Source organism: Clostridium sp. (assembly GCF_050717545.1).
In the GTDB taxonomy this organism is placed as follows: Bacteria; Bacillota; Clostridia; order Clostridiales; family Clostridiaceae; genus Clostridium_AD.
This window is the reverse complement of record NZ_JBOITN010000008.1, coordinates 211461-235088: the sequence shown is the minus strand read 5'-3', so window position 1 is coordinate 235088 and position 23628 is coordinate 211461. Positions and strand designations below refer to the sequence as shown.

20 protein-coding genes are annotated in these 23628 nt (G+C 29.7%); 3 read left to right on the top strand and 17 right to left on the bottom strand.

What is annotated here, in order from left to right:
- Positions 1-18: 18 nt before the first annotated feature.
- Both ACREVX_RS02370 and ACREVX_RS02365 read right to left on the bottom strand, forming a co-directional pair.
- Positions 19-1197, bottom strand: coding sequence for a hypothetical protein (locus ACREVX_RS02370; protein ID WP_431542501.1), 1179 nt, complete (start codon positions 1195-1197; stop codon positions 19-21).
- A gap of 16 nt (positions 1198-1213) precedes the next feature.
- On the bottom strand, positions 1214-2272 hold the full coding sequence (locus ACREVX_RS02365; RefSeq protein ID WP_431542499.1) for a hypothetical protein: 1059 nt from the start codon (positions 2270-2272) through the stop codon (positions 1214-1216).
- A 627-nt stretch (positions 2273-2899) separates the two neighbouring features.
- On the opposite strand from ACREVX_RS02365, the gene ACREVX_RS02360 reads away from it, so the two are divergent.
- Positions 2900-3211: a phosphoribosyl-ATP pyrophosphohydrolase gene (locus ACREVX_RS02360; protein ID WP_431542498.1), complete on the top strand. Its 312-nt coding sequence runs from the start codon at positions 2900-2902 to the stop codon at positions 3209-3211.
- Positions 3212-3257: 46 nt separating this feature from the next.
- Here ACREVX_RS02360 and ACREVX_RS02355 read toward each other — a convergent pair whose 3' ends face one another.
- Positions 3258-5753 carry a DEAD/DEAH box helicase family protein gene (locus ACREVX_RS02355; protein WP_431542497.1) on the bottom strand — a complete coding sequence of 832 codons (2496 nt, stop codon included), beginning with the start codon at positions 5751-5753 and terminating at the stop codon, positions 3258-3260.
- A 741-nt stretch (positions 5754-6494) separates the two neighbouring features.
- On the opposite strand from ACREVX_RS02355, the gene ACREVX_RS02350 reads away from it, so the two are divergent.
- Entirely contained in the window at positions 6495-6740 is a 246-nt protein-coding gene (locus ACREVX_RS02350) for a hypothetical protein (RefSeq protein ID WP_431542496.1), read from the top strand.
- A gap of 693 nt (positions 6741-7433) precedes the next feature.
- On the opposite strand, the gene ACREVX_RS02345 is transcribed toward ACREVX_RS02350, so the two are convergent.
- From ACREVX_RS02345 to ACREVX_RS02280, 14 genes are all read right to left on the bottom strand, one after another.
- Complete coding sequence (locus tag ACREVX_RS02345; RefSeq protein ID WP_431542495.1) at positions 7434-8489, bottom strand: ABC transporter ATP-binding protein; 1056 nt, start codon at positions 8487-8489, stop codon at positions 7434-7436.
- A 2-nt stretch (positions 8490-8491) separates the two neighbouring features.
- On the bottom strand, positions 8492-10078 hold the full coding sequence (locus tag ACREVX_RS02340) for an ABC transporter permease (RefSeq protein WP_431542494.1): 1587 nt from the start codon (positions 10076-10078) through the stop codon (positions 8492-8494).
- A gap of 12 nt (positions 10079-10090) precedes the next feature.
- Positions 10091-11134, bottom strand: coding sequence for an extracellular solute-binding protein (locus ACREVX_RS02335; protein WP_431542493.1), 1044 nt, complete (start codon positions 11132-11134; stop codon positions 10091-10093).
- A gap of 219 nt (positions 11135-11353) precedes the next feature.
- Positions 11354-11716, bottom strand: coding sequence for a hypothetical protein (locus ACREVX_RS02330; RefSeq protein ID WP_431542492.1), 363 nt, complete (start codon positions 11714-11716; stop codon positions 11354-11356).
- Between the two features lie 212 nt (positions 11717-11928).
- Positions 11929-12270 carry a hypothetical protein gene (locus ACREVX_RS02325; RefSeq protein ID WP_431542491.1) on the bottom strand — a complete coding sequence of 114 codons (342 nt, stop codon included), beginning with the start codon at positions 12268-12270 and terminating at the stop codon, positions 11929-11931.
- Between the two features lie 217 nt (positions 12271-12487).
- Positions 12488-12865 carry an HIT family protein gene (locus tag ACREVX_RS02320; protein ID WP_431542490.1) on the bottom strand — a complete coding sequence of 126 codons (378 nt, stop codon included), beginning with the start codon at positions 12863-12865 and terminating at the stop codon, positions 12488-12490.
- 89 nt (positions 12866-12954) lie between these two features.
- Positions 12955-13362, bottom strand: a complete 408-nt coding sequence (locus ACREVX_RS02315) for a hypothetical protein (protein WP_431542489.1) — start codon at positions 13360-13362, stop codon at positions 12955-12957.
- Between the two features lie 113 nt (positions 13363-13475).
- Complete coding sequence (locus tag ACREVX_RS02310; RefSeq protein ID WP_431542488.1) at positions 13476-14303, bottom strand: hypothetical protein; 828 nt, start codon at positions 14301-14303, stop codon at positions 13476-13478.
- 692 nt (positions 14304-14995) lie between these two features.
- Positions 14996-15547 (bottom strand): Uma2 family endonuclease, encoded by a 552-nt coding sequence (locus ACREVX_RS02305; RefSeq protein ID WP_431542486.1) that lies wholly within the window; start codon positions 15545-15547, stop codon positions 14996-14998.
- Positions 15548-15772: 225 nt separating this feature from the next.
- Positions 15773-16891 carry a HipA domain-containing protein gene (locus ACREVX_RS02300; protein WP_431542484.1) on the bottom strand — a complete coding sequence of 373 codons (1119 nt, stop codon included), beginning with the start codon at positions 16889-16891 and terminating at the stop codon, positions 15773-15775.
- Positions 16892-17040: 149 nt separating this feature from the next.
- Positions 17041-19974 (bottom strand): AAA family ATPase, encoded by a 2934-nt coding sequence (locus ACREVX_RS02295; protein ID WP_431542483.1) that lies wholly within the window; start codon positions 19972-19974, stop codon positions 17041-17043.
- A complete protein-coding gene (locus tag ACREVX_RS02290; protein WP_431542482.1) occupies positions 19964-21142 on the bottom strand; it encodes a metallophosphoesterase family protein in 1179 nt (392 codons plus the stop codon). The genes ACREVX_RS02295 and ACREVX_RS02290 overlap by 11 nt, the downstream gene beginning before the upstream one ends.
- Before the next feature lie 99 nt (positions 21143-21241).
- A complete protein-coding gene (locus tag ACREVX_RS02285) occupies positions 21242-21748 on the bottom strand; it encodes a glycosyl-4,4'-diaponeurosporenoate acyltransferase CrtO family protein (protein WP_431542481.1) in 507 nt (168 codons plus the stop codon).
- A 137-nt stretch (positions 21749-21885) separates the two neighbouring features.
- Entirely contained in the window at positions 21886-22320 is a 435-nt protein-coding gene (locus tag ACREVX_RS02280) for a MarR family winged helix-turn-helix transcriptional regulator (RefSeq protein WP_431542480.1), read from the bottom strand.
- Positions 22321-22508: 188 nt separating this feature from the next.
- Here ACREVX_RS02280 and ACREVX_RS02275 point away from each other — a divergent pair, with 188 nt between their 5' ends.
- Complete coding sequence (locus ACREVX_RS02275) at positions 22509-23510, top strand: YhdH/YhfP family quinone oxidoreductase (protein WP_431542479.1); 1002 nt, start codon at positions 22509-22511, stop codon at positions 23508-23510.
- The last annotated feature ends 118 nt before the right edge of the window (positions 23511-23628 follow it).

Here is a 23628-nt window from a genome sequence, read left to right as displayed (position 1 = left end):
TCCCCCCTTTCTATCAAACTATAGTTCAATTCCATACTTTTTTAACGTTCTAAATACTTGATTTAATGTAACCTTTAATGCCTCATAATTATCTTCATTACAAATTTCATTTTTATGCTCATTAAAATCCTCATATTGTAATTTAACTGATGTTGCAATATCAGTTTTCAATGTTATAAGTTCTTGTTTTTTTGAAACATCATCAGCATTGAATGATGCCTTCAAACGTTCTGTTAAATCAATTAATTTAATTTCTGTATTTAATGATTTTTCTTTTGTTTTATTAATTTCATCATTTAATGACAATATGCTTATATTTTTATTTTCAATTTCTACTTTTAGTAAATATATTTCTTTTTCTTTTGCATTTAACTTTTCCTGCATGGTCTGTATTGTAATGTTCTTATTAAAAATGTTATCAAATAATTTTTGTGCCTCCTGATTGGCAACTTTCAATGTACTAATAAGTTCTTTTGCGCTATCAAATTCATTGGATTTTGCTTTACTTGTTACCTCAACTTTCGCTTTTGGTGTTTCAACAACCTTCCAGCTCTTATCTGTGGAACTAGATTCTTCTATAGGCTTAACGTTAGTAACAGTAGTTTCTTTAGGCAAACCAAACGAATACTTAGCTGCCCAACCCTTGATTTTATTACCGTAGGGAATAATACTGATATCAGTAATAGTTGCAGAAGTATATCTAAATAATCTTTTTATTTCATGATCTTCTAATGAAGAAAAATCCAAATCAAAGATTTTACCATTTGTTTCATTTAGAAAGTTTAAGAAAATACCACATGAAGTCTGATTAAACATACAACTATTTTCGGCTAATTTAGCAAGTCTATTAATTATTATAAAGATATTATTGTCTTTGATATCTTTACATATTAGTTCAGTTAAAATAGCAAATCCTCTAAAAGCCAAAGATAGATTTTGAGTTTCTGAAAATCTTTCACTTTTCACAAAATATTGTACTATTTGATTTCTTTCTTCTTTATTAATTTCAAGATAATACTTTCCCGCAAATATTCCAGATATTTTATAATTAAAATCATATAAATAATTTACAAGTATTTCATAATCTTTGTTTGAGCAGTATACTTGATAAATTAATTTGGTCACTTCTAAAGAATCTGCCTTACCTATTTTTGATTTCTTTTCCAATTCATTTATTCTTTCAATTACATTCTCCATATTATTTTCTCCTCAATTAACAATCGATGATTAAGTCTTTTTCGTTAAATCCGCATAGTTTTAATATTGTTTTACTTACATTCACAATATCATTGGCACTTCTATTCGTTTCAATCCATAACCCATTAGATAATCTTTTTTTGTTATCCTTAATTTCGCTCTCCGTATAGCTGAAATTAGTCCATTGTTCACTATTTAATGTAAGTTCTCTGCCAAATGTTGCAACAACATAAGGTTTTTTTAAAAGCATAACTTCACACACTTTTATTAGGATTTCATTCCAACTTTTGATTGGATACATTTTATCAAATAATTTTATACTTATTGGGACTTTACAAGTGTTTTTCGCTCGCTCATCTGTACTCCCTTTTCCGTTATCTTTTAAATTTTGTTTTGTAATATACTCCGCTTTATCTAATTTCTCATACCAGCTATCGAAGTTTTTTATATCTCTTTCAAACAATTGATTAGTCATTAATATTTTATATTTCCCAAATTTAAAAGTTTCTTTCCAAAATCGGTTAAATCCTAATTCTTTCTTCATTTGTTCAGTTATAGAATGATTAATATATGTAATTTTTTTTATAAATTCATAATCCAATGTTAAATTTTCTTTTGCCCAAGTTTTTTTTTGCATTTCATCAATATCATTATCACTGAAAATAAATCCACTATTACTAAGTTCATACATTTTTCTACACACATATTTACCAACTTTTATTTGTTCTTCAGAATCATATTCAGATGGTTCTTGTGAAGCAGTATTAATAACTACAGTTTTATCAGATACTTGATCCATAATTTCACTTTTGTCATCTAACTTATCATTACTTTCGTTTAAAGGTATTATTTCTATGACATTACTATCTCGAATGTTATCATTAAGGCCTATTAGTAATCCTTTCCAGTCCTTAAGTTTTCGAATCTTAAGATATGCATCCGATTGTGTTTTCTGAGAAATTTCAAATTCTTCAATATCAACTGCACTATTATATATTTTGCGATAATTTTTTTCTAAATTTTCAAGTTCAATCAAAACCTCTTTTAACTTAGTAAGTAAATTTTGTTCATCCATATCTATTTCCTCCATGCTTTTATTAATTTTGTTACCCATCATTTTAAAATATATATTCAGCATTCAATTACAGTTCTTCATAAATGTATACTATTTGCATTACTTTATAAAAACTAATAAATTCGTTTTTTGTTTTACAAAAGTACCCATGATAATCATTAGTAATTCTACAAAATAAACCACACCAATATTAAATCATTATACTATTGATTATACTATCAATTCATCCATTTATCTATAAATCACAACAATTCATTTTCTGATTAAATATAGCTATTTCACTCCTTTATCGTGAAAAGACTCAAATCGCTATACCTTAACAAACATCGAAATGATTTTTCTAAAGAAGCATACCGAATATGTCCCTAAAGACAAATCTAAAACAAAAAAGCACATTTCAAGTACAACCCTATTATATCCCACTTAACTTGTCTCCATTTTATTAATATCCCCATAATTTTATCTAATATATGAACATATATTAGATAAAATTATCAACCCCCTGTTAAATGTATTATACATTTATAGTAAAATAATAATGTTCATATGCAGTTCTAATAAACTATAAATCATTCTCTCATATGTTATAATAAACCCATAATATCATACCAAGGAGGCCCCCCACTTATGAAAGTCTACAACAAACTAGTCCGCGACAAAATCCCTGAAATAATTGGCGACACTGGTAAAAGCTTCGATGTGCACTTTGCTAAAAAAGAAGAGCTGCTACCATTACTTGAAACCAAATTAAATGAAGAAGTATCTGAATATCTAGAAGCTAGAAACTTAGAAGAACTTGCTGACGTTATGGAAGTTTTATTTAGCCTAGCAAATGCTCTTGGATATTCTGAGGAAGATTTAATCAACAAAAGAAATGCTAAGAAAGATGAAAGAGGCGGCTTTGAAAAAGGCATAGTTCTTGAACAAGTTTACGAATAGACAAACCCACCATAGCATTTATTTATGGTGGGTTTGTTAGTTATATTCATTTCTCTAATTTCTCAAGTCTTTCTTTGTAAAATCTTCTAGTCCTATAATCAATAATATCTTTGAAATGAGCTTTAAACTCAGGATGCTCAGTAAATTCCTCTAAATTATCATTTAAGCAAAAACCTGTTTTATCTCCATAAAAGAAATCTTTTGCAGAATTTAAGAATGCCTTTATTGGATTTTCTGCAATTTTTAGATATTGCTTTTTATTGAAGCCTTTATACTTTACAGTTGAATTATGTCTCAAAAGATCTACTGCATTTGAAGGTTTTGCATAGAATTCCCTAAAGCTTAGAAATATTTTTTCTTCATCTATTTTCGTCTTAATATTACCATTATTATAGAATGCTAAAAGCAATGGCATTTTATAAGTTTTTGTCATTGAGGTTTTTTCAATATTATTTAAAAAACCATAAGCTGCAGTATTTAATAAAAGTTTCTCTTCTTCTAAAAGTTCATTTATCTTGTTTAGAAAACCCAAATAATCATTAAAAATATTTAATTCACCTCTGGACCTTATTACATCATAAAGATTATCATCCATGTAAGTATACATTTGAATTCTACTTGGCCTAGTTTGCAAGTCTTCTTTTATTCTATTAAAATCATCAACTACTAGGTCGAATATATTCTTTTGCTCCTCTATCATCTTCTTAAATATATCAATTACTTGAAAGTCAAAATCTACTATGCAATCATCCGGGTAATCTTCTTCCCTAGGTAATTTACCTTGTCTAGATTTCCCCGTAATATCCTTTAGATCTCCACTTAGAAAAAATGGAATGAAGTGAGCCTTTTTATAATTGCCTATAAAGTCTAAAACATTTAAATATTTTTTATCTTTGTACTTTCTTAAACCACGTCCAAGTTGTTGCAAAAATATGGTTGGCGATTCTGTAGGTCTTAAAAGTAATATCATATCAATTTCAGGTATATCTAATCCTTCATTAAACATATCCACAGAAAATATAATGTTTAGTTCTCCTTTCTTTAATTTATCCACCGCTTCTCGCCTATCCATTGAAAACTCAGATTGCCCGCCACTCATTACCGCACAAGCCTTAATTCCATTTTCATTGAAGTATTTGCTCATGTATACTGCATGTCTCCTACTTGTGCAGAACCCTAATGCTTTTCTACTATTATATTTCTTATAATGTCTTAGAATTAAATCTGAGCGTTTATTAAGCATCAAGGCATTTTCTAATTCTGTCTCATCATACCTACCATTTCTAAAAGATATTTTTGTATAATCTGTTTCATCAAAGACTCCATAATATCTAAATGGAACAAGCCAGCCCTTATCTATTGCTCCTTTTAATCTAACCTCATAAACAATATTGTAATCACAAAGTGCAAATACATCTTTGTTATCCATTCTCTCAGGAGTTGCAGTAAGTCCTAGTAGGAATTTCGGAGTAAAATAATCTAATATGTTTCTATAGTTACCTGCTGCTGCATGGTGAAATTCATCTATTATAATGTAATCAAATTCATCTTTTTTAAAATATTCATCACATAGATACTGCTTTTGCCCTATGGTTTGTACTGTAGCAAATAACACATCTTTATTTCTATCTTTATTTCCACCACTAAAGAAACCAGTTTTAATATTAGGCCGAATATTTTTAAATGATACCTCTGCTTGATTTAATATTTCTTCTCTATGAGCTACGAATAATATTTTATGAAAATTCAGTGAATCAAAGGCTGCAAGATATGTTTTACCTATACCTGTTGCTGCTACAACTAGTCCTTTATCTAATCCATCTTCTCTACATTTTTTAAGCTCATATAATGCTTCGATTTGCGCCCCTCTAGGTTCATATAATGGAATTACCGTTCTCAATTCTTCCTTGTTATCTTCAATTGCCTCTATTGCGCTAAAAAGTTTAGGTCTTTTCCAAACTGATGAATAACGCCGCATCTCATCATCGTCAATAATTATAGAATGATTTAAAAATAAGTCTTCAAAAACGCCCTTAAAATGTGTAAAATCCTCTAAGTTTTTATTCTTATTTAATCTGTAATTCCACTCAATGCCACTAGTCAATGCAGAATTCGACATATTCGATGATCCTATAAAAACATCTCCATCCTCTTCATATTCAAATATGTATGATTTAGGATGAAATGATTTATTAGCAATATTATAGAACCTTAGATCTACTTTATCTCCTAGAGCATCCTTCACTAAATATAAAGCTTGAGGTTGAGTAATATTAAGATAATTTCCTGTTAATATTCTTATCCTTACGCCACTACCAGCCACCTGTACTAAATCATTAATAATCAGCTTTACTCCCGATTCCATTAAAAATCCTACAATAATATCTATTGTCTTTGCCCTTTTTAGAGATGCTTTTAATTTGGGAAGTAAATAATCATTGTCTCCAGTAGAGCAGTTTGAATCACAATCTAGAGTAGCCTCTTTAAATGCTAAAGAATCACTTGTAATTATCCCTTTATTAATTATATCTACCTCAATCAATATGCTCAACACCTTTCATAAATTCTTATTATTAAATCTATTGTTAAATTTAATTAAGCTTAATAACATTTTTAACACTTACTTAACTCTGCTTAAGCTAATGTTTTCAACATGTTGATAAATGCTACGCTTGAATGTTAAGTTATATTATTGTTAAATTTAACTAAATTATAATTAAATTATAATTAAATTAAATGTTGTTACTTTAGTAATTCTTCATAGTTGTTTTTTATTTTTTTAATACAACTTCAGCAAATTCAGATTCCGACTAACTTAAGTATTATAAGGTTTTGAATTATCTATGATATGCTTATAAAAGTTAATAATATCAATTTGAATTAACCTTAGTTATAGTATTAATACAAATAATGTAATTAGTGCATTATGAAAACCATGAGCAATAATTAGAGAAAGTATCGTGCAATTTTTGATTTTACCTCCACTATTAAATTTTCTTGGTGATTTTAATAGTCATTTGAGCACTTACAACATCTGTTGTGCCCAAACTCTTTTTTTTCGTCTTATATTATAAAATTATTTCTTCTACTTATATTATAACATGTCCATAAATGCATCACATACATGACTCTGCAATTTAAATAAATATTCAAAAGCAACAAACATTTTCAGTGCAAAATTTGTTATACTTAGGAGAGTGAAAAAACTATGGGATATGATAAAGATTAAAAAATTAAAATTAATATATATATAAGTCATATAATCTCTAAGGTGGTGAAGTAAATGGAAGATAAATCATTTGAGCTAATGAGCAAACTGTATACGGAAATGAATTCAAAGTTTGATAAAATGAATTCAAGATTTAATGGAATAGATTCAAGGTTTGACATAATAGATAAAAAGCTTGATGCTAAAGCTGACAAAACTGATATTGTTCGAATTGAAGATAAATCGGATAATAATTCCAAGGCTTTGTTTGACGGGTATACTTTAAATTATGAAAATTATCTGATCTTGAGAAACAATTAAAGGATATTTCATCAAAGGTAGAAAAACAAGATATCGAGATTGGGGTTATAAAGAATATTGCAAATTAATTTTAAAAAACGAAAAAACCATGAAGATATTCGTAGCTTTTTCGTTTTTTTCTATGGGGTCGATTCCGTTACATATATTGGTAACTCAGTGGTCAATTTATGTTTGCAAGCGCAAAAGCATCACATACATGGCTACCGCAAGCGAAATCGCAATACCTGCACTGCCCACATTAAATCTATTGTTAAATTTAATTAAGTATAATAACATTTTTAACATTGACTTAACTCCACTTAAGTCAATGTTTTCAGCATGTTGTTATATGATGCGCTTGAATATTAAGTTATATTATTGTTAAATTTAACTAGATTATTATTAACCCTACGAGACATACATTGTGGAATAAATGGCATATAAATCTGTATACCACCATATACAAGACCCCCTCCTTAGTGCTATCAAAATATTATTACATTTCCATAGCTTTGATAATGATTTTGTAGGCTGTTATGCCTATTCAAATAATTCTTTAATAATTATTGATAATTTTTAAAACACTTCTGACCTTATAGTTTCAATGTGATGATATACATCTACTTTAGATGGCATATTATTTTTAAAGCTATCACAAATAGCATTTTTGTTCATTGGGTTAATAATCCAAATTACAGCTTCTAAGAAGATGATTTAATACAAGAAAATATGATACTTCGATTTTATAAACAAGTCTAAATTTATTTTTTTTCCTAATGTTGCATCTGAAGAGCCTGGTAACAATGCTTTTAACATAAAAGTTTTATTATTTTGGGTTTTAATCTTAAGTGTTGCACTGTAGTTCATACCCATATAGGTAAAGTTAACAATAGTACCTTTTAATGCTCCATTTTTATTTATAAGCACATCTTCTTCCCGTATCATAAATTTAGCTATAGTTCCCTTTTTATAAGGAATATCATCATTACATGATATAAGAATATCTTCCCACAAAATAGAATTTGAATCGTGAACTTTTCCAGTAAATAAATTTGATTTTCCTATAAATTCAGATACAAAAACATTTGCAGGTTTATTGTAGATATCATGTGGGGTACCTATTTGCTGAATCTTACCTTCATTTAATATGGCTATCCTTTGGGAAATTGATAATGCTTCAATTTGATCGTGAGTTACAAAAATCGCTGTTGTCCCTGTTTTTTTTAAAAGTTTTAGTACTTCAGTTCGCATGATTTCTCTAAGTTCCATATCTAAATTACTAAAGGGTTCGTCCAAAAGTAGAATATCAGGCTGACGGATTAATGCTCTTCCAATGGCAACTCTTTGTTGCTGACCACCTGATAATTGGTGGGGATATTTATCTTTAGACTCATAAAGACTTACTAGTTTCAACATATCATTAGTTTTATTCTTATAGTCAGCATCTTTATTAATTGCAAATGCTATATTTTGCCATGCTGTCATATTGGGGAAAAGAGCGTAATCTTGAAAGATCATGCCTATATTTCTTTTTTCAGGAGGCATCCATAGGTTCTTACTTGAAATCACGTTGCCATTCAATATAACTTGACCTTCACTAGGTACTTCAAAGCCAGATAATAATCGTAACAATGTTGTTTTACCGCAGCCGCTTTTACCTAGAATTGTTATTAATTCTCCTTTTTCCACTGTTAAATTTAGTTTATTTATAGTGAAATCGGGAGCATTATTATATTTTTTTGAAAGATTTTTTATTTCAACATATGCCATAATTAATCCCCTTTATAGTTTTTCAACATCAAATAAAGTGGTAAAATAGATACAAGTACAATTAGTAATCCAGCAGGGGCAGCATGAGTATAAAATCCATCGCTTGATTCTATCCATATTCTCACTGCTAAAGTATCAAAACCAGCGCCTCTTAACATTAATGATATAGGCAATTCTTTTAATGAACTTACTAAAACTAAAGCGCCTCCTGATAAGACTCCAGGTAATATTGAAGGAAGAATTACTTTCAGCAGTACGACATTAAAATTTTTTCCCAGACTATAGGCAGTTTCATCAAGATTTTTGGATATAAGTGCCATTGAAGCTTCTGTAGATTGTAAATTTCTTGACATATATCTTATGCTAAATCCTACCATTAATATTATTTGACTACCAATAAGCCATGAAAAATACTGACTTACAAAGAATACCATACCTAAAGCTAGCAGTGTTCCAGGTATAACCAGGCCCATGTGACAAATATTATTCATAATAAAAGTTAGTTTTGAAGGATTCCTTAACTTTAGATAAGCAACAGGTACTGAAATTATCATTGTAATAAAAGCTGCTCCTATACTAACAGTCAAGCTGTTTTTGATATATCCTAAAGTTTTTAAGGTGACAACACCATCATTAATACCTTTAATGCTCCAAACTGTTAAGGTTGATAAAGGTAGAATAACTGAGAATAATAAAACAATCCCTACAAAGGCTAAAGAAATATATTTGAACTTTCCTAAATTAATAGGATTTATTTTCCTATTTGATTTCGAGTTTTGATAAAACACTTTTTTATTAAGGATATATGCTTTAATCAAAAGTATGGCCGTTCCGAGTGCAACAAGAACAATACTTAAAATTGCAGCGGAGGATCTATCCAAACTTCCTACCATTTGAAAGTAAATGCTACTTGAAAAAGTAGTATATCTGAGCATGGAGATTGCACCAAAATCAGATACAATATAGAATAAAACAATAATGCTACTGGATAATATTGCAGGTTTCATTAGTGGTAGAATAATCCTTCTAAATATGATATAGTAGGACGCTCCACATGAACGACCAGCTTCTGCATAGTTTGCGCTAATTTTTCTAAGTGAAGCGCAAACAATTAAAAAAACATAAGGAAAAGTGAACATTGATAATATAAATGCAACTGAAAAAAATGAATATATATTTATAGGGCTTTCTCCTAAGGAAGAGTAGAGGATATCTCTTGGACCAAAGAAAATAACATAGGTCAATGCACCTATATAGGGCGGTATTAATAATGGAAGACTTAATGCGATTTTAAAAAACTTTCTACCCGGCAAGTTTGAGTGTTCAACAAGCCATGCAAGGGCAACGCCAATTATTGTAGTAATTAAAGTAACTGTTAATGCTAAGCTTAAGGTATTCCAGAGAAGAAAAGGAATACGTGTTTTAAATATTATTTCCCATTTTTCTATTGGAGCAGTTAATGCCCGCGAGAAAATATAAACTATTGGAATTGACATTATTAGTACAGTTATAATGTTTACAAGTAAAAGCATAGAGCGAGGTGGAGAACCATGCCAGGCTTTTACCCACATGCTTTTAATACTATTCATTTTAATCCCACCCTAATCAGAATAACCTGCATTTCTCATTAATTCTGTGGTTGCTTCCCATTCAGCACCAATTTCTCCAAGTGATGCTTCTGAGGCTTTAAATTCTTCACCATATTCGATTCCTTGAATATTTGGTATTATTGGAGTCTCTTCATTCATTTTTTGTTGCTCCTCTTGAAGTGAAAACTCTATAAATAAAAGAGCATTTTCAGTATTTTTTGCATGTTTGGTTATTGCAGCACCAGATACATTAACAAAGGTACCCATTCCGTTTTCACCTTGATCTGGATAAATTGCAGCAACATTATTCATACCATCTTCTGTTAGTTGTTCTTTAAGATGATAGTTATTAACAAGACCAAATTTAACCTCACCACTGCCAATAGCTCGTCTTACATCTGTATGACTTTGCAGAATTAATGGGTCATTAGCCATAATACCTTTCATCAATTGAAGTGTTTTTTCTTCCCCTATTATTGTTTTAATTGAAGTAAAGTAGGTAACCATAGATTCATTACCGGCTCTGTTTATAGCAAATTGTCCTTTATATTTTGGGTCTGTCAAATCAAACATTGATTTTGCCATTTCTTCTGCAGTTATAAGATCCTTATTGTACATAAAAATACGGGACCTTACAGTTATGCCTGTCCAAGTGTTATCTTTTCCTCTGTAATTCATAGGAACTTTTTCTAATTCTTCTGAATTGATCTGTGCCAACATATCCTGAATACGAAGATATTCTAACACACCAGCGTCATTTGCTAAGAATATATCCGCTTGTGTATTTTTACCTTCTTCAATAATTCTGTGAGCGTATTCAGTTGCTTTTCCTGAGATTAAATTAACTTTTATTCCAGTTTCAGCTTGAAACTTCTCAACAAGTGGAATTATAAATTTTTCTGTACGGCCATTATAGATAGTTAATTCCATAATTTTATCATTATCATTATTTTTACTTTTATTATTTAAAGATGCTGTGCATCCTGTGAAAGTCAGAATAGATATAACAAGTATAGATATAAGGACTTTTAAATTCTTCTTAAATGATGTTTTCATAAATTTTATCCTTTCTAATTTATTTATTCAATTTAATTCAATAAGCTTGTCTATATTTATTCAACTATAGAATTTATAGTTTTAATTTTAATATATACTCGTCCGCAATATAGTATATTAAGAGTTATCTATTTTAGTGACTATTTTTATACTAGATTATACTTTTTAAAGATAAAAAAGCCTAGCAATTACGCTAGGCTAAATTTAACACTAATCTATTTAGAAGTCCTCACATGGATATATATAATTGGCTGCGGTACGAACATCTAATTCAAGTGGGTCACATGTAATATCGTCGGGAAGTACAAACACTAATTTACGTTCAATAGTGCCACATTCGCCACATCCATTTTCTCTACATACAACTGTAATAAAACCTCTGAATGCAAGTATTCTATGACAGCTATCATATATAATGCATGCAACAGCTACTTTTTTATCAAAGCATACGTTCCTTACTTTTATTCTTACAGTTAGTAATCTTGCACCATGCTTTTCCATATCTACTGGATCTGCATTAATAACACTGCATAAATCGCATGAACTTTTACTGCACTTATTACAATTATCATCTTTACTCATTTAATACAACTCCTTTTTAAATTTAGAACAAGGCAATCCTTATTAATACTGATTTGGTCATTTAGATTTCTTATAGCTATATGCACCATTAAAATATTTTCAACATAAAGGTTCTACGTTAAAAATATGTTCCACTAAATCAGATTAATATGTTTAAGTGTCTTTATTATAAATTTTAAATGGGTTGATTAATGAGCTTTTATAGAGTATAGCTAATCAAAACTTATATTGGTAATTATCTCCATGCCCTCAGAGTTCGTATTAGAGTTTTCTTTAAATTTTTCAGCTAGTTTAGAGTTCTCATCGAATTCTTCATATTGATTTAATTTATTAGATGGTTTATTTTGTTTTTCTCCCCAATTAACTGTAATTGTAAAAACGCCATAATTAATATCACTATCAAGTTTAAATTCGTAATTTAATTCCTCATTATCTGGTATTAAAACACGTGTACCATCTATTTTGAGTTTATCCTTGAATAGCCTTATAACTTCATCCTTTAAGAAAAAATAAAATTCTTCTTTGCTCCCGGTATACTTTTCGATATAATCCATGAATAACTCCACCTTTCATTATAATAATATTCATATTCAACTATAAATGTGACTGTAATTGTCTTATTTTAAATAAAAAAAGTTAATTTGATTTTTCTATTTCACCAAAATAAAAAACCATCTAATATTAAGATGGTTTTTCAATACCTATGGCTAATTAGTTTCTTTAAATGCTAAGGAATCACTTGTGATTAGTTCTTTATGAGCAAGATCAACCTTATCCATCATACTCAACTAATGCCTCTTTTAAATTCCTCACTCCGCCCCTTGGGTCATCCACATCACCTATATATCTAGGAATTAAATGCACATGCAAATGATTTATAGTTTGTCCTGCATAAGTTCCCACATTAATGCCTATATTATATCCAGATGGTTCATATTGAATATCAAACATTTCTTTTACCTCATGCATTAATTTATATATTGCTTTAACCTCTTCCTCAGTTGCCTCAAAGAAGCTAGCAAAATGCCTTTTGGGTATAATTAAGCAATGTCCATTATTTACTGGGAAATGGTCAAGTATTGCAATTGCTAATCTATTTTCTACTATTATTTCTGATTCGTTATAATCACAAAAGATACATTCAGGCATTATTCTTATCTCCTTTATCTATAAAGTTTATTTTTATGTTGTTTTTATATTTATTTACATTCTTCTTTTATTTTACCATATATAAGGTTTCAGTTTTCACTTTCTACTTTTGCCTTTTCTTTTAACAAATCATATCTATCATTTTCAAAATACCATTGCATTAGCGAAGTTAGAACCCCTAAGACAATACCCATTAATAGTGCATAATACACTGTTTGGCTTTGTGCCTCACCATACAAGTTAAGATTGTTAAATAAAAAGAATAAGCCTATTACACCCATCATAGCAGTCATTATAATAGTACCTTTGATGACATGCTTTAAAATGCCTTTTTCTTTTATTTTTTTCCAAGATTTTTTAAAACTTTCATCATCTCTATAAAATAACTTTGATACTTTACTAGGTTTATAATTTCTTGCAGTAATTAAATGTCTATAAATTAAGGATATAACATTACATATAACAACTACGAGAAGAACTATTTTAAATATATTCATATAAATACCTCCTTAAATCTTTCATTATTAAAGTATCACCCATACTCATCATCTATACTAATTTGTACCAATTATATCATATATGTTTTATATTTTCACAACTCTAAAAAGCCCTAACCCATAATATCATTATTTTTTTCATCTTTAAATGTCGCCTGTGCTTTAGAACTATTTTTCGTCCCTTTATTTTGATTTATTTCTTTCTCGAAGTTATTTAGTTTTTCATTCTGCTCTGAATCACTGTACAGATTCAAAAGTCTACCTACTACAGCATCTCTATCAGCTAAATTAGATACATTAAGAGCCTTTAAAAGCAATTCTTCACCTTTAGAAAAATCAGGTTCTATCGTTCTATTAAGCCAATATTGATCAGACCATCCTATCCAGCCCCATCCCCATCCTGGATTTTCTAATAAATATTTTCCAAATAACTCCTCACTTTTTTTTATATTTCCTAAATAAAAGTGGGTTTCTGCTATAGCTCGTTTTGCATTTTCCAGAGTTAAATCTTCGCTATCATCTGTAAAACTTATAATTTGTTTATTCATGCTAATACGCAGATTCCCATAAACATCTAATATCTCGCCATTATTAGCGTTTGAAACTACGTTCCATAGGCAATCATCAAAATCATTTAACCAATTTACTACAAATTGAGTACCGTTATAAATACTGTCAAAACTAGCAAATGTTATTAAATTATCATTTTTCATATAATCCATTAATTTATTCCAAACGTCTATCCAACTTTTAACAGCTTTATCATATTTATTATCAGTTAAAGATTGATATCCTGCTTGCATCTCTTCATCAAACTCTATAAATTTATCTGAGGCTAACTGATGATTATTATACAAGTTTTTATTATTAATCCAATTGTTTTTCATGTGTGCACTACCTCTCTCTTCGTTTCTATCTAAAAGATGACAAGCACCTTTCAATAATAGGAAATCAACTTACAGTTTTTGTTTACTGTAGGACCGACTGAATCATAATCTAGAGTGGCTCTTTAAATGCTAAAGAATCATTTGATTATATTTATTTTTATGTTATTTGTATGTTTATTTATATTCTTCTTTTATTTTACCATATATAAGGTTTCAGTTTTCACTTTCTACTTTTGCCATTTCTTTTAGCAAATCATATCTGTCATTTCCAAAATACCATTGCATTAGCGAAGTTAGAACACCTAAGTCAACCCACATTTAATCTTTCACTATTCCATACTACTCCATATGGGACATATTAAATAATATAATATTAGTGATATTATTAAGTAAACTAACATATTCATAATTGCACCTAATATATAACTTGATGAAGTTATAAAACCTGCTACTATTAACATCAAGTTGACAGATAAACACAAGTACAGTCCCAATTTTTTCCACTTCAATATTAGCATTAAACCTATAAGTTAAATTAAAGGTAAAATAATTATTTTTAATTCAAAAACATTCATTAATCCTCCAGATTCTCTTAAAACACTATATATATTATCTAGTATACATAAAATATAAAATATGATAATAATCAATAAAACAGCCAAAAAAGACTCACCCACTATAAAAAAACCATCAAAATATTTATTATATTTTGATAGCTTTGATAATGATTTTGTAGGCTGTTATGCCTACTCAAATAATTCTTTAATACTTATTGATAATTTTTCAAACACTTCTGACCTTATAGTTTCAAAGTGATGATATCCATCTACTTTAGAAGGCATATTATTTTTAAAGCTATAACAAATAGCATTTTTGTTCATTGGGTTAATAATCCAATATTCTTCTACACCAGCTTTAGCATACAAATCTAGCTTGGTAATATAATCGTGACTACTGTTAGAAGGTGAAACCACCTCAACTATTAATGTAGGTATACCTTCGTATTGATTATTTTTAATATTTTCTGTATCGCATACAACAAATATATCCGGTTGAACTACACTTATATTGTTGTTTTCATCTATAAATCTAACATCAAGGGGAGCTACATATGGTTTACATTGTTTTCCTTTAAAATATTTTTTAAATTCAAATGCTATGTTTAAAACTACATCTTGGTGCACAGTACTTGGTGAGCCCATCATGTGTATTTCACTCTTAATATATTCACATCTGTCATTTTCACTTATTTCTAAATACTCTTGGTATGTATAAATTTTTTTTTCATTAGCAAGCATTATATCAACTCCTTTGCTATCTAATATTCAACTTCTCTTTTACCATATTATAACCAACACCTATATTTTAAATCTATTGTTAAATTTAATTAAGTTTAATAACATTTTTAACATTGACTTAACTCCACTTAAGTCAATGCTTTCAACATGTTGTTAAATGCTGTACTTGAATGCTAAGTTATATTATTGTTAAATTTAACTAAATTATAATTAGATTATATGTCCTTACTTTAATAATTCTTCATAGTTATTTTTTATTATTTTAAATACAACTTCACTAAATCCAGATTCAGACTTTAACGACTTGAAACCTTTTAATGTGTCATTTATAATTTCCTTTATCTCTTGCACATCAATCCTAGGTACATTATAATCATATTCTTTTAATAGTGGTTTATAATTATTTCTTGTAAATGATGTTGAATACCATGTGTTTTCTAAACCTTTATTATTAAGTACTCCTGATAATCCTAAATTATTATCAAAATTCGGTGCAAGTCCTACTGGTGCACCATCTTTTCTTAATATACCAAAATTAAAAGTGTGTCTATCTATGTTATAGCACAATGCATCCATAAATGTGATATTTAAAAATTCTTCTATATATCCAAGTTCTTTTATAATACTTATAGAGTCATCTATTTCCCAGTACTCACGAACAAAGCTGAACATTGGCTCAAAGTCCACTTCACAATTATTAGTAAAGTCTTTACATTTAACTAATGCTCCATCTTCAATAGGTTCATATTTAACAGCATTAAATCCCAAATTAATAGCAATATTAGCTATTAATACTTCAGCAAAATTTTCCTTATACGTACCTTTTTTTATCATATACCAATATCCATCAATGAGCTTCCAACATTTTTCAAAACTTCCTATGTTGGTAAGTTCAGGACTTATATCATCTTCGTTAAATTCTATTTCCGAAGCATTACCATATAAGGCTATAGTATTTAGCCCATCTGATAATCTACTTCTCACCTGCATATAAGTTATATCTTCATTAATCCATTTTAACCAATAACTATCTGTTATACAAATAGCTCTAGCTTTAATAACTATTTCCTTAGGAACATCTGATCTAACACTTAATCTACGCCTTACTTGCCTAGAATTTGTCCTATGAGTGTCTATTACTCTTGTTTTCAGCCATGCTTCTAAAGAACCTGTATTCTTATTCATCATTATTATGGGCAATAAATTATCATCCAAAGATTTTACAAACTCTGTATCTTTTATTTCAGCTACCGGTTTGTCCTTATACATCAAATACCCAGTAAAATTATATTCTGTATTTTTAGAATATTTATTTGCTATGTTTATCAAATCTTTTATCTCCATATAGCTCCTCCCCAATTTAGTACATCCATTACAATTCCCCTGTGCAAATTTAATCTTCGCTCTGTTTGTTTTGTATAGCTTTCTTATGAAATGTTATAATTCTAATTATAATCGATTTTTAGTTTCTTTGCATGTTCCCTTAATTATTATTAGATATTAACTACTTCAGTATTATAAGGCTTCGAATTATCTATGATATGCTTATGACAAGTGAATAATATCAGTTGGAATTCCGATCCTTTTTCCTCAGCATAATCTGTTATAAATTTTAAGGCTGCATCCATTCTTTCGTCGTCATACTGTATCATCACATCATCTAAAAATAAAGGTAACTGAGCGTTCTTATCAGAAATTAGTTCTGTAATGGCTACTCTTAATGCTAGATAAACCTGATCAACTGTTCCACCACTTAAATATCTCCATTCTCTATAATGAATACCTGACTTAATTGATATATCATAATCCTTTGTAACAAGTATGTTTCCATATTTCCCATTAGTAAGACTTTTGAATATTCCGGCCGTCTTCCGGTTAAGTTCTGGTCCAAAACTCTGGCGCATCTCATCTGTTGCTTCCTGCATTACCTCTGATGCAATTTTTAGGCAATTATAGTACTTTTCCTTTTCATTCACCTCTTTTTCCTTATCATTTATTTCTTCTTGAACCTGACTTAAGTTTTTATCTGGTGTTTTAATTTTTTTGCGTAACTCAAAAAATTGTTGATCCAGATTTTCTGATGCAAATTCCTTTTCTTTTTGCTGTAGTTCTTCGACTTCATAGCTATTTACACCAACTTCTAGTGCTTTAATTGATGGTTCAAGTTTACTTGTTTCCGACCTTAAATAATTAAGTGTTGGCGCAACATATCCCATACCCTTAGCAATATTAAGTGTTTCATCTTTTTCTTTTTCCAATTGAGTAACTTGCTGCAAAAGCTCTTGCATTAAAAGTTTAGCCTCTTCATAGCTTTGTACAATTTCGTATTCATTCACTTTACTTAAAAATTCTTCAACTTTCTTTGTGTATTCTTGCTCTACCTCAGTTATAGCTTTTCGATTTTTAGAATCAGAAGCATACTCAAAATATTTATTTTCAAACTCTTTCACTGATAGGCAGGATTTTTCTTTCATTTTCCCCTCAATATTACTACTCAAAGTATCGCAGAACTGCTTCACTCTATCTCTATATTCTCTAACAACAATTTCCTCCAAATTTTCTTGTTGTAACACTGTAATTTTAGCATCTTCATTAAGGCTTAAATCCTTGGAATATTTCTCAATAAGCAAGTTACTTTCTTTAAGATAAGTTTCTTGCCTAACATTAAGAAGATTTAATGCCATCTCTTTCTTGTTTTTTAATTTTGGAATCTCCGCTAGGGAATTTTGATAATTGTTATTCTTTTCTGTCAAAAAATTGAGCTTTTTTTCTAAGCTAGCAATAGTGTTTGAGATGGTTGATATAATTATTTCATTGTCTTCAGTTTTTTTTATAATAGCGGCTTCTTCATTATCGTTTTCTTCCCTTAGAGTTTTTAATTCCTGTTTTATGCTATTTATATCATCAGAATTAGTATCCTTTTTCGTTGCAATGTTTTGTTTATCGGACCTCACTGCCCGCGCGCCTATAATAATTGCAATAATTACACCAATTAAAGCCGGAGGGATAAATACAGCTAGTATTATAGAAATAATACCTATTACAATGCTAAGTGTTAGCATTGTATTTTTCTTTTTACTCTTTTCACTCCCAGTATTTTTTACCTGGGCCTTAATTGATAGTTTTTCAATAGTAAAATTAATCTGCTGCTCCCTTAGCTTTTTATCAGATTTCCATTGAACCTTTTCACTGTCAAAATTATTCATAAGCTTCACTTTATCATTAATATTAATATTTTTTTCATCTTGGTACTTCTGGAACTCTTCATGGAATTTTTGTAGTTCTTTAGCTAAGGCTTCTTCTTTATTTAGAAGTGTCTCGGAAGCTTTGTGATTATTCTTTGCCTCTATAAAAGAATTAAAAACTGGAATAAAGCCTTCATCTATTCTGTTTAATAGTTCTATAAGTGTTCTTTCCGCAAGGACTAACTCATTTATGTGCTTGTACTCATTTTCACATATAGGGACTAAACTACCTCCATTTTTTATATCACTGTCAATTGAACCTTTGAGTTTTTCAAGGCTGCCCTTAGTTTTCTCGCTTTCATCCATTAAAGAATTACAATCCTTTAAAAATCCTGTAAGACTCTCAGAGGGAATATTTTCTTTTTCTAATGTTTTTTCTAATTCTTTATATTGGGTTATCTTTTCAATAAGGGAGGTGAGTTGCTGAAATTTATTTTTATTTTTATTTAATTCCAATAAATTTTGGATATTTTTTTGCTGCTTAATCTGTTCATCCAAACGATGATATTTTTCCATGTTTTCCTGTTGCTCATTCTCTAAAATTTGAGTTTCAGCTCTTTCACTGCGTAACAATTCAAGTTCATTTTTAGCCTCAATAAAAATTCCTTTTTTTCGATTTTTTGACTCCATATCTTCAGCTGCATCATTTAGACGATTCATTACAAGTTGCTGTGAGACATTTTCATCTCCTGAGAGAACTAGGTTTGACATTAATTTTTCTGCAACCTCATCACTCTTAACCTTTGCGCCAAAACTTCCAATCTGGCTTATAAAAACGCTTCGTTCAAATCCAGCTAAATCAAGTCCAAAAAATCTTTTTCCAACTTCCTCATTCTTACCAAGTGGTACCATTTCTCCCGTACCCATTTTAATTAACTTCACTTTATCCCCGCCCGCAGTAGCACCTATATCTTTCTGCAATCGATATGATATTCCACCATGTGCGAATTCAACTGCGCCATTCATCATAGAACCATCCCATGGCTGGTATTTCTTCCTTGCATTTTTATCGATATCTCTTCCTCTTTCAATTTTGCTGTAAAACATCATTTTAATAAATGCCATAAGGGTTGATTTCCCATCTTCATTCTTGCCGTATACTATCTGAAATCCGTTTTTTAGCTCTAATTCGTAATCCTTGAACTTACCAAAACTGCCAATCTGCAATTTATTAATCTTCACTATATTTTACCTCCCCGAAAAATGCCTTTACTCCCAGTCTAAGTGCTATGTTTAAATCCTCTTTATCATTAGGAGCTGCATCATTTACCCGTTCAATCATTTTTCTCATAAAAGTATTCCTAAGGGTTGTTTCTGTTGAAACCGAATCAAAATCAATTTTTATTGTTGTATGATCTTTAATCTTAATAAAATATACTTCATTAAGGGAGGTTTTCATATCCTCAATATTAATACAAACATTATCGGAAATCATTCCCTCGAGGATCACCTTGTATAGATTATCAGAGTAATTCTCACCATATTTTGATTTCATTTTATCTAATATAATATCAACTGCCATTTTAGAATTAACAGCTTCAGAAACATCTACATGAAGTTCAATATTCATGCGCTGACACATCCTGTGATATTCCAGCTTGCAAATTCCTTTGGCTACTATTCCAATGTAAACGCCTTTTTCATCAAGTTCATCAAACCCTCTTCCCTCAGGGCAGCCAGAATAAGCATAGTATGTATCACCAGTCTTTAGCACCTGCGTCTGTTTGTGAATATGTCCAAGTGCCACGTAGTCCATTCTACTCTTTAACAGCTGCGTCTGAGTAATTGGATTGTAATTACTTCTTTGACTCGTTGCAACGAGCTCACCATGAATTACACAGATATTAATTAGCTCATCCCTAGGAACAGTAAAATTCGCAAGCATTGAAGTTGATACATAGGTTCCTGTAAAGGCTGCCCCCCAAAGACGAACACCTAATTTTTCAACCTCTACACTCTCTAAACCACTTTTAAAAATAATGACATTTTCAGGCCAAAAATCTTTTTTTAAATATGGGGAATCTTCCGTAAGAGGATCATGATTTCCTGGGGCAATTGCCACAATGGTACCCTTTATGCTTGCTAACCCATTTTTTATCTCTTCAAGCACATTATCCTCTACATTAACATTATCAAAAAAATCTCCTGCTATTAACAATAGCTGAACTTGCTCCGCTATACACAATTTTAAAATATTCATAAATGTCCCTTTGATTTCAGACTTGCGAGTTGCAGCTTTCCTCCCTAATGTTGTGAGTTCTGCTCCTAGATGAATATCTGCACAATGTAATATCTTTACCTGTTTCACTTCAATACCCCCATATATATTAAATTCTATTTTCTTTTCCATCCGTGCTAGTCCGCCTGGAATGCCTTTATTTTTTTTGCAAACAGCATTTATTACATAGTTTTCATAAAATATATCTGGAAGCTCAATAACGCTTCAACCTTAGTTATAAAAATTCACTACATTATCAATTTCTTTAGCATAATTAGTATGTATTAATTTAAATTGATTAATCACTCGCCGTACCCGTGGACGATTATACCTTTGGACAATAATAGGGTATATATTCAGAACTATATTTAGAAATATTAACCATATTGATTCTTTAAATGAATATACCCTGCAAACATATACGGAAATGATTGAAATTATTATAGCAATAATTACGTGTCCAAACTCAGAAGTTCGAGTTCTGTATTCATAGTATTCTAATAAAATTAAAGATTTTCTGATAGGAGTTTCTTTTTTTCTACTTCTTTCCCACCCACTTAACACCAGCAATTTTCTGAAAAAATGAACACCAAGATACCTGTATATTCTACCTTCATCTTCAATACGGTGACAATTAAAATAAGATGATTTGAGTTCTGGTTTCAATAATGTTTCCACTATAGACATCCAAATCATAAGTAGTAAATTTAATATAATGCTATATAATAACGAACTCATACTCATAAAAGGGAATAGAATAAAAGAAGCTATCCCACATGTGGTCATAGCTACAATAACACACTCGAGAAATGTGTTTTGCTTTGCAATCATGTTGTATTCACCGCCCTTCTTATATCAAGGATTATATATAAGTATTATTTTACATCAAAGTTATTATTCATCTTCTTCAACAATTCAAGGAATACATCTTTTTCTTCTTTCGAAAAATTTTTATATGCTATTAAATTAACCTTTTCAGAAATATCATTTACTTTCCCCTCTGTTGCTTTACCTTTTTGCGTGAAAATTACGTATGTTACTCTTCCATCTTCTATACATTTTTCCTTTTTTACATATCCTAATTTTGATAATTTATTGACTAATGCTGTAATCGTAGACTTATCTTTTCCTATTGATTCTCCTATTTCCTTCATGCTTAATTTTCCATTATTATTAAATAGTACTGTAAGGATATTGCCATATGATGGCACTAAATCATCCAAACCTTTTTCTTTTAATGCTTTTTCAATAAATCTAGTCATTTTTTTCTTAGTTTTACTTATAAAATATACTATATATTTATCATTCATAATGAGGCTCCTATACTAAATTTAATTTATAGATTTAATTATAGTATGGTATAAATTAAATAGCAATTGTTAAAATTATAGTATGGTATAAATATAAGTAGAAATTGTCTAAATCATGGTTTGACATAAAACTATATTTCTACTATAATTAGTTTTATACCAAACTATATTTATAAAGGAGTTTTGAAATGAATAACAACGAATTTACAGCAATGCTTGTAACAGAAACAGAAAATAAGGAATTTAAGAGAGAAATTACAACTAGACATATAAATGATTTACCAGAAGGCGATGTAATAATAAATGTAAAATATTCATCATTAAACTATAAAGATGCTCTTTCCGCTACAGGAAATAAAGGCGTAACTAGAAATTATCCACACACACCAGGAATCGATGCTGCAGGCATTGTAGTCCAAAGCAATAATGATAATTTTAAAATTGGGGCTGAGGTACTTGTAACAGGATATGGGTTAGGAATGAGTACATCAGGTGGTTACGGAGAGTATATTAGAGTCCCTGCGCAGTGGGTAGTAGAACTTCCTTCAAATCTTTCTCTAAGAGAGAGTATGATATACGGTACTGCTGGATTCACTGCTGCACTATCAGTATATAAATTAGTTAACTCAGGTGTTAAGCCTAGTGACGGTGACATATTAGTAACGGGATCAACAGGTGGAGTTGGAAGTATGGCCATTTCAATTTTAAGCAAGATTGGTTATAATGTCACTGCTGCTACAGGAAAATCTTCTGAAAAAGATATGCTACTTAAAATTGGTGCAAAAAACATAATTGATAGGAATGAAATAGATGACACTTCTGGCAAAGCACTCTTAAAGAATAGATGGTCCGGTGTAATAGACACAGTAGGCGGAAATATATTAGCTACAGCCATTAAATCAACCAATTATGGTGGTAGTGTAACTTGTTGTGGAAATGTTGCATCTGATGAATTTAAAACGTCAGTCTATCCATTTATTTTAAAAGGAATCTCAGTACTAGGAATAGATTCTGTTAAATGCCCTATGGATATCAGACTTGAAATTTGGGATAAATTATCCTTAGATTGGAAGATTACTGATTTATATACTGATGTAAATGAAGTAACTTTAGAAGGATTAAATAAAGAGATAGATGCTATACTTAGTGGAAATCACAAAGGTAGAACTATAGTTAATCTCGATTTATAGATTGTAAAAAGCCATACAATAAAAGGAACAAGAAAGTATATACTTTCTTGTTCCTTTTATTTCATAGTTAAATTAGATATTAAAGTGTTATAATTTAATTAACCTATAATATTAGATC

Excerpts from the sequence above, each read along its gene's own strand:
- ACREVX_RS02370 (WP_431542501.1), bottom strand. The coding sequence starts at position 1,197 with ATGGAGAATGTAATTGAAAGAATAAATGAATTGGAAAAGAAATCAAAA.
- ACREVX_RS02365 (WP_431542499.1), bottom strand. The coding sequence starts at position 2,272 with ATGGATGAACAAAATTTACTTACTAAGTTAAAAGAGGTTTTGATTGAA.
- ACREVX_RS02360 (WP_431542498.1), top strand. The coding sequence starts at position 2,900 with ATGAAAGTCTACAACAAACTAGTCCGCGACAAAATCCCTGAAATAATT.
- ACREVX_RS02350 (WP_431542496.1), top strand. The coding sequence starts at position 6,495 with ATGGAAGATAAATCATTTGAGCTAATGAGCAAACTGTATACGGAAATG.
- ACREVX_RS02345 (WP_431542495.1), bottom strand. The coding sequence starts at position 8,489 with ATGGCATATGTTGAAATAAAAAATCTTTCAAAAAAATATAATAATGCT.
- ACREVX_RS02340 (WP_431542494.1), bottom strand. The coding sequence starts at position 10,078 with ATGAATAGTATTAAAAGCATGTGGGTAAAAGCCTGGCATGGTTCTCCA.
- ACREVX_RS02335 (WP_431542493.1), bottom strand. The coding sequence starts at position 11,134 with ATGAAAACATCATTTAAGAAGAATTTAAAAGTCCTTATATCTATACTT.
- ACREVX_RS02330 (WP_431542492.1), bottom strand. The coding sequence starts at position 11,716 with ATGAGTAAAGATGATAATTGTAATAAGTGCAGTAAAAGTTCATGCGAT.
- ACREVX_RS02325 (WP_431542491.1), bottom strand. The coding sequence starts at position 12,270 with ATGGATTATATCGAAAAGTATACCGGGAGCAAAGAAGAATTTTATTTT.
- ACREVX_RS02320 (WP_431542490.1), bottom strand. The coding sequence starts at position 12,865 with ATGCCTGAATGTATCTTTTGTGATTATAACGAATCAGAAATAATAGTA.
- ACREVX_RS02315 (WP_431542489.1), bottom strand. The coding sequence starts at position 13,362 with ATGAATATATTTAAAATAGTTCTTCTCGTAGTTGTTATATGTAATGTT.
- ACREVX_RS02305 (WP_431542486.1), bottom strand. The coding sequence starts at position 15,547 with ATGCTTGCTAATGAAAAAAAAATTTATACATACCAAGAGTATTTAGAA.
- ACREVX_RS02300 (WP_431542484.1), bottom strand. The coding sequence starts at position 16,891 with ATGGAGATAAAAGATTTGATAAACATAGCAAATAAATATTCTAAAAAT.
- ACREVX_RS02290 (WP_431542482.1), bottom strand. The coding sequence starts at position 21,142 with ATGGAAAAGAAAATAGAATTTAATATATATGGGGGTATTGAAGTGAAA.
- ACREVX_RS02285 (WP_431542481.1), bottom strand. The coding sequence starts at position 21,748 with ATGAGTTCGTTATTATATAGCATTATATTAAATTTACTACTTATGATT.
- ACREVX_RS02280 (WP_431542480.1), bottom strand. The coding sequence starts at position 22,320 with ATGAATGATAAATATATAGTATATTTTATAAGTAAAACTAAGAAAAAA.
- ACREVX_RS02275 (WP_431542479.1), top strand. The coding sequence starts at position 22,509 with ATGAATAACAACGAATTTACAGCAATGCTTGTAACAGAAACAGAAAAT.